The organism is Magnetospirillum sp. LM-5, assembly GCF_902729445.1.
Lineage (GTDB): Bacteria > Pseudomonadota > Alphaproteobacteria > Rhodospirillales > Magnetospirillaceae > Magnetospirillum.
The window spans coordinates 39,802-46,501 of the sequence record NZ_CACVCE010000019.1 but is presented as its reverse complement, the minus strand read 5'-3'; the positions used below and the strand labels follow the sequence as shown (position 1 = coordinate 46,501).

At 65.4% G+C, this 6,700-nt stretch carries 7 protein-coding genes, 1 tRNA gene and 1 pseudogene; 1 reads left to right on the top strand and 8 read right to left on the bottom strand.

Annotation, left to right across the window (positions count from 1 at the left end; all coding sequences use genetic code 11):
- Nucleotides 1–383 precede the first annotated feature (383 nt).
- From MTBLM5_RS08955 to MTBLM5_RS08930, 6 genes and pseudogenes are all read right to left on the bottom strand, one after another.
- Nucleotides 384–659: pseudogene (locus MTBLM5_RS08955) on the bottom strand (transposase); the annotation flags it as partial.
- A 62-nt stretch (nucleotides 660–721) separates the two neighbouring features.
- Nucleotides 722–1,621, bottom strand: a complete 900-nt coding sequence (gcvA, locus tag MTBLM5_RS08950) for a transcriptional regulator GcvA (RefSeq protein ID WP_173975758.1) — start codon at nucleotides 1,619–1,621, stop codon at nucleotides 722–724.
- 116 nt (nucleotides 1,622–1,737) lie between these two features.
- Nucleotides 1,738–2,163: a hypothetical protein gene (locus MTBLM5_RS08945; RefSeq protein ID WP_173975757.1), complete on the bottom strand. Its 426-nt coding sequence runs from the start codon at nucleotides 2,161–2,163 to the stop codon at nucleotides 1,738–1,740.
- Nucleotides 2,164–2,312: 149 nt separating this feature from the next.
- Nucleotides 2,313–2,465, bottom strand: coding sequence for a hypothetical protein (locus tag MTBLM5_RS08940; RefSeq protein ID WP_173975756.1), 153 nt, complete (start codon nucleotides 2,463–2,465; stop codon nucleotides 2,313–2,315).
- Complete coding sequence (locus MTBLM5_RS08935; RefSeq protein WP_173975755.1) at nucleotides 2,462–3,055, bottom strand: GNAT family N-acetyltransferase; 594 nt, start codon at nucleotides 3,053–3,055, stop codon at nucleotides 2,462–2,464. Before MTBLM5_RS08935 ends, MTBLM5_RS08940 begins: the two co-directional genes overlap by 4 nt.
- On the bottom strand, nucleotides 3,052–3,936 hold the full coding sequence (locus tag MTBLM5_RS08930; protein WP_173975753.1) for an N-formylglutamate amidohydrolase: 885 nt from the start codon (nucleotides 3,934–3,936) through the stop codon (nucleotides 3,052–3,054). The genes MTBLM5_RS08935 and MTBLM5_RS08930 overlap by 4 nt, the downstream gene beginning before the upstream one ends.
- A 121-nt stretch (nucleotides 3,937–4,057) precedes the next feature.
- On the opposite strand from MTBLM5_RS08930, the gene MTBLM5_RS08925 reads away from it, so the two are divergent.
- A tRNA-Val gene (locus MTBLM5_RS08925) sits at nucleotides 4,058–4,132 on the top strand.
- A gap of 68 nt (nucleotides 4,133–4,200) precedes the next feature.
- Here MTBLM5_RS08925 and MTBLM5_RS08920 read toward each other — a convergent pair.
- On the bottom strand, nucleotides 4,201–5,637 hold the full coding sequence (locus tag MTBLM5_RS08920) for a GNAT family N-acetyltransferase (RefSeq protein WP_173975751.1): 1,437 nt from the start codon (nucleotides 5,635–5,637) through the stop codon (nucleotides 4,201–4,203).
- 3 nt (nucleotides 5,638–5,640) lie between these two features.
- A complete protein-coding gene (locus MTBLM5_RS08915; protein ID WP_173975749.1) occupies nucleotides 5,641–6,684 on the bottom strand; it encodes a tetratricopeptide repeat protein in 1,044 nt (347 codons plus the stop codon).
- Nucleotides 6,685–6,700 lie beyond the last annotated feature (16 nt).

Here is a 6,700-nt window from a genome sequence, read left to right as displayed (position 1 = left end):
TGCCCTTGAATCTTTCCAACTTTGTTGAGCTTTCCATCCCGCCCAGCCCCCTTTATATTTCAGGTAAGACTAACACTTTTCCAACACAAGTGGAAGATCAAGTGCAATCCGGCCAGAATGATGGGGCTCGTCTTACCTTATTGGCTGTTTGACATGCTGCGCGAGCGGTGACGAGGCCTGGTGATGCCTGCTCAAAATTCGCGTATTACCATTGCTGTCCATTCCGCGCCTTATTCGCGTTTTCTGCTTCAGCAATGCCCCGGAAAACGTTTCGCCTCCCCCAAGTACTTGCGTACCGCTCCGGGCGCTTGTAAGGGTAATTTGGCGCTTGCCGGAACATACATGCTGTAAGTTGATTCACCCCTCTTGTGCGGCTTGGCGGGCATGATGAAGTCGCCATCGTAGGCCTTGGAGATTTCCTCCTGGAGCCGATCCCGGACGCCCGCCTTGCGCCAACGGACGATCCGGTGGTAGCAGGTCGTCGAGGTGGCTTAGCGCTCGGGCACTTCCGCCCTGGGCGAACCCGTCCGGAAGCGCCACAGGATGCCGTTCAGAACCCGGCGGTCATCAACACGGGGCACGCCTCGGGGCTTGTTCGGAAGCAAGGGCTCGATGATCGACCATTCGTGCTCCGTCAACTCGTACCACCGCCGAGCCATCATCACCCCTCCATGTCTGAGGGAATCGTTGAATCACGGACTGGCGCGAGAGGGAAGCCTGTTTATGAGTTTACGGCATAGTCCGGGCTGACCAGTTCGGACTTGATCCAGGCGCAAAAGGCCGCCACCTCGGGCCGGGTCAGCGATTCGCGGCTGGTCACCAGCCAGTGGGCCGACTGGCACGGCCTGGGCGGCCCCAGCACCGGCACCAGACGGCCGCTCTCCAGTTCGGCCTGGACCAGCGGCAGGCGGGCGATGGCCACCCCCAGCCCCTGCGCCGCCGCCTCCAGCGCCATATGGATCGCATCCATGCGCACACCGCGTTCAAGATCCATCCCGTGGATGCCGGCCAATTCGGCCCAGGCGGCCCAATCCTCGCTGGCGATCACCACATGCAGCAAAGTCTTGTCGGCCAGGTCGGCGACACTGGAGATGGTCGCCGCCATGGCCGGCGCACACACCGGTACCAATGATTCGTGGGTCAGCCGAGTGGCGATCAGGTCGGGCCAGTCGCCGCGTCCCATGCGGATGGCGACATCGACGCCGTCACGGGGAAATTCCACCAGCCGGGTGGCGGTATCGACCGAGACCTGGATCTCGGGATGCAGGCGGTTGAACCGGGGCAGATTGGGGATCAGCCAACGCATCCCGAAGGTCCGCGCCACGCTGACCGCCAATTGGCCGCTGGGCCGCCGGCCGGGCACCGCCTCGGTGGCCGAGGCCAGGGCCTCCAGCGTCTCGCGCACGCGCGGAAGATACGCCTGACCGGCCACCGTCAGGGCCAGCGAACGGTGACCACGCGCGAACAGCGACACCCCCAGCCAATCCTCGAGCACCTGGATGCCGTGGCTGACCGCGCTGGGGGTCACGTTCAGTTCCTCGGCCGCCAGCTTGAAGGACAGGTGGCGGCCCGAGGCCTCGAACAGGCGCAGGGTGTTGAGCGGGGGCAGGCGATAGGCCACGCGGCGGCTCCGGTCTGGACAGGTGTCGATGCCCCAGTGTCCCGCCGAGCCCCGGCTTGCGCAAACGAATTGCTACCCTGGTTCGGATGAACGATACTCATCCGAACCAGCATGGATCAGCGCGCCGAAATGCGGCCGATCACCCAGGATTCGAAGCGGGTCCGCCCGCCTTCGACCGACCAGTCGCGCATCAGGGCCAGACGGGCGGTTTCCACCCCCTGCTCTTCCGCAAGATCGCTGGCCAGCGCCATGTTGCGGCCGGCGACGAAGGCGATGTCGCGCGGATGCGGCTCGAGCTGGCCTTGGGCGGCCAGCAGCGAGGCGACATGGTCGGCGGAATCGATCAGTTCGTCGGCCTCACGGAAGGCGGGATTGCGCAGGCACAGCTCGCGGATTGAACGCCACAAGCGCAAATTGGCCAGTACCGCCTCTTCCAGCTGACTTTGCGTGGACGCACGCAGCAACTGGTCGGCGCAGGCATTCAGCGCGACGGCCAATTCGGCGTCGCGGCTGGCATTTCTGGGCATCCAATGAATGGTCATGATGACGCTCCCTCGCTTCATGTCCCGGTCTGATGCCGGGTTGATGAGGGAAAGAGTACACCACGCAAGCGATACGCGCGTCAGGCGCAGACGGTTAGGTTCTGCCCAGGAGGGCTAAGAGACCCTACCCATCGGTGGTAGTTTGGTGCTTAACCGGCGAACATTTCGCGCAAGGACGGCAGCGCCAGCGACACCAGCAAGACCAGCCCGACGAACATCAGGCTGAAGAAGATGCGCCGGTTGAAGGCCATGTCCTCGGCGGTCATTTCGGGAAGTTTGGGTCGCGGGTTCTCGTTGCTCATGTCGGGTCCTCGTCCCTGGGAAGCGGTGGAGCCAGTCCACCGTCGGGCAATGGCTGCGAATCATCGCCCAACATGCGGTGCATGATGACCACATCGACCCAACGGCCGAATTTCAGTCCCACTCCGCGCAGCACGCCTTCTTGGCAGAAACCAAGGGCTCTATGCAAGGAAATCGAACCCTGGTTGGCGGAATCGCCGATGACGGCGATCATCCGGCGATAGCCCAGGGCGGCGCACCGGTCGATCAGCTCGCCCAACAAGATGCGCCCGACGCCGCGGCGCTGGACGAACGGCGCGACATAGATCGAATCCTCGACGGTGTAACGATAGGCCGAGCGCTCGCGCCATGGCCCGGCATAGCAATAGCCGACGATCTCGCCCCGGTCCTCGGCGACCAGATAGGGGAACCCTCGCCGCTGCACGGCGGCCAGCCGGCGCGCCATCTCGTCCGCCCCCGGCACCTCTTCCTCGAAGGTGGCCGCGCTTTTGGCGACGTAATAGGCGTAGATGGTCTGGATCTGGTCGATGTCGGCGGCGGTGGCGTCGCGCACCAGCACCGGCAACGCCCCCTTGCCCTGGTTGGCGGTCATGGGAAGTCCCTTCCGCGCAATTGCTGGGCGACATCGGCCACCACCCGATCGATGTCGTCGGCCAGGCCGGCGAAGTCGGCCAGCTTGGCATGGGTGCGCTCGCTCATGTAAAGGCCGCGGTTGATCTCGATCTGGACGGCATGGATGCCGTTGCGCGGCTGGCCGTAATGACGGGTGGTGAAGCCGCCGGCATAGGGCGTGTTGCGCACCACCCGATAGCCGAGCCGGGTGAAGGCATCCTCGAAGGCCTGGGAGATCGGCGAGGCGCAGGCGGCGCCGAAGCAATCGCCCAGCACGATATCGACCCGCGACAGGCCGGTGTCGAAATCGGCCGGGCCGCCCACCGACGGCATCGAGTGGCAATCGACCAGCACCGCCCAGCCGAAGCGACGGCTGGTCTGTTCCAGCATTTCCTCGAGTTGGCGATGATAGGGGCGATAGAAGCCGGCGACGCGCCGTTCGATCTCGGCCACCGGCAGACGCCTTGCATAGATGTCGATGCCGCTGGCCACCACCTTGGCGATGGTCCCCAGCCCCGCCGCCACCCGCGGGCTGCGGATGTTGGCGAATTCCGGCAGCAGGCCGTCGAACATCTGCGGGTCCAGTTCGTAAGGCTCGCGGTTGGGGTCGCAGAAGGCGCGCGGGAAGTTGGCGGCCAGCAAAGGTGCCCCGTGGCGGACCACGCAGGCGAACAATTCATCGACGTAGGAATCCTCGGACCGGCGCAGGGTCGCCGGGTCCAGCCGCGACGATTCCAGGAATTCCGGCGTGTAGTCACGGCCCGAATGGGGCGAACTGAACACCATTGGCACCGTCTGCTCGGGCGGAGCAAGAACGGAAAATACCGGAAAACCGTTGGTGACTGCGGGCCTGGAGTCCATAAGCAACCCTATTAACCCGGATTTTTTCGGCTGTCACCGGAATGCGAAAAAAAGAGCTGAAACATCCGTTCAGGAAGGGCTTGCCAAGGGGGAAAAAAGGGGCTAGAAAGCGCCCCTCAACGGGCGGTTAGCTCAGCGGTAGAGCACTACCTTGACATGGTAGGGGTCACAAGTTCGATCCTTGTACCGCCCACCACCGAAGCCTCCAGGGAAACCTGGGGGCTTCGTCCGTTTCGGGGAAAGGTCGGCGCTTGCGTCAGCCCATCACCCCCCGACCCGCCAAGCCATCTTGCAGATCCGCGTCCTGGTGAAGCCGGCCTTGAAGTCGGCGACAGTGCGCAGCTTGCCTTGATGGGCTGCGTCGAAAGCGTATTCCCCCAGATGGAAGCGGGCTTGCCCCCGGGCCTTGGCCCGCAGGATGGCGTCCCACAAGGTGAAGCGCGACGAATTATCGGCCAAGTCGCGCGGATAGCGCGCCACGGCGTAATGACTGTCTGCCCCTTCATCGACAATCAGCACCGCGGCGACGGCCTGACCGTCGCGACGCGCCACCGACAACTCGGCATGACCGGCTTCGATCTTGGCTCGCAAGACCGGCAAGGTGAAGAACAACGCCTCGGACCCGGGTGCAGGCACGAAACGATAATGGCACTGGCGCAAATCCTCGAGCAGTCCCCAATCGGGCTGGCCGCTATTGAGATAGCGCATCTCCAGGCTGGTCTCGCCTCGGTGGATCAGGGCGTGGTTGCTGGGGCGCAGACCCTGCCACAATTCCGCGACCGGACGGGCGAGATCGATGGTCAGGCCGACCTGCAGCTCGGCGTTCAGCCCTTGTTTCAGGCAGGCCCGGCCCAGTTGTCCCAGCTCAGGCGCCATTCGATCGGCGATCAGCGGACGACCACCGAATGCCTTGCACAGATCGAGGATATGCCCCACAGCCGCCGCCAACACCTTATCGGAACAGCCCACACCCGGCGCCTGCAGCAAATGGATCGCCGTGTCACCGGACTCGATGCCGTTTTCGGTGGCCCACAGCCTGACCAGCACGGCCGGCCGCCCGTCGGGATGGGTCACCACGAACGAGCAATTCTCGACGGTTTCAGGGGCCATGTAGGCCGGGTGGGACGCCCAGCGGAACCAGCAGGCAGCCCAATCGGTCGAGTCCTCCCAGGCGATCGCGTCGGCCTGCGCCGCGAACTCGGCCGGCGCGGCCAGGGCCTGGATGATCCGGCAGCCCGGGCGGCGCCCCTGGGACTCCAACAGGCCGACGAGCCAGTGAGCCGGGGCGTGATCGGGCTTTAGCCGGCGCAAGCCGACGAGCAGGGCATGTGCGGCCGAGGGATCGCCCGCGGCCAACCTCGCCAGCGCCGCCTGGTAGGCGATAGATGCGGCGTCGGCTGTGCCTGTCGAATCCGACAGAAGCTGCTCGAGCAAGGCGGCACTTTCCTCTGGCCGACCTCGCCGGCGCAGAATGCCGGCCAGGATTCGTCGGCAGCCGGCGCGGTCATCGATGGTCGGCTCAAGCGCCCGATAAAGGACTTCGGCCATGTCCCATCGGCCGCAACGGCGATAAAAATGCCCCAGTCGGGCGGCCACCTGGGTCCTGACCGTCAGCTCCAACGCGGGATCAGCCAGCAGAATCTTTAGCGCCTGTTCGAACTCGGCAAATCGGCTGGCCTGATAGAGTTCCTCGGCATCCATCGACTAATCGTGGTCGCCCCCCCGGACCTCCGCCAGCACTTCCATCAGATGGTCGCGCTGGGCGATGATGGTTTCGGCCTGGTCGGCATGGCCCAGGGCCATCAGCACGGCGATGAAGGTGTCGAGCGTGGTCACCAGCGGGGCCAAAGCCTCGCCCGGCTGCGACTGCGCCGCTTCCTGGAAGCTGTTGACCGCCGCGATGGCCGATTCCAGCGCCTCGGCATTGGCGCCGGCCTCGTGCTGGCGGCTGGCCAGGTTGCCCAGCGACTGGGCCAGGTACAGGCGATACTGGTCCGGCACCGCGTCGACCAGGCCGCGCGCCAGCTCGGCGGCTTCCTCGACCAGCGGCAGCGCCTCGCCGGGCTGGCCGGCGCGGCTTTTGGCGAAGGCGGCCTGCTGCAGGGTCAGGCCCAGCAGGTGATGGACCGGCAGCGGCACCTCGCCCTTGGGGAACAAGTCGGCCACCATGCGGCGGACCATGATCGCCTCTTCCCAGCGGCCGGCCTCGGCCAGGGCCAGGCCGTTCCTGTGCAGGGCATCGACCATCACCCCCATGAACGGGCCCATGGCTTCGCCGCCATCCTGGAACACCTCGACGGCGTCCTTCATCTCGCCCAGGGCCTGCAGCGCCTGACCGGCGCGCCAGGCCCGGCCCGACTGGTTCAACAGGGCCGAGATCATCACGAAGCGCGCCTGGTCGGGCTGGCTGTCGATCTCGCCCCGGGCCAGGCGGATGGCTTCGTCGCCGGCGGCCCGCGCCTCGTCGTCGCGGCCCAGGTCGGACAGGCGGTTCGACAGATTGTTCAGCGCCGAGGCCAGATGGATGGCGAAAACACCCGGATCGACCTGATGGAGCAGACGGAAATGCGCGACCCCTTCCAGGGCGGCATCCAGGGCGCCGTCATGGTCGCCGTGGTCGGCCAGGTGGCCGGCGCGCCCCATCAAGGCATCGGCCAGCTCGGGAAACAAAGCGTCGGGGTCGGCCGCCCGCTTGGCCCGATGCTCGGCGATGGTGGCATCAAGGGCGGCCAGTTCCTGGTCGGACATGAAGGTGTTCCTTGTT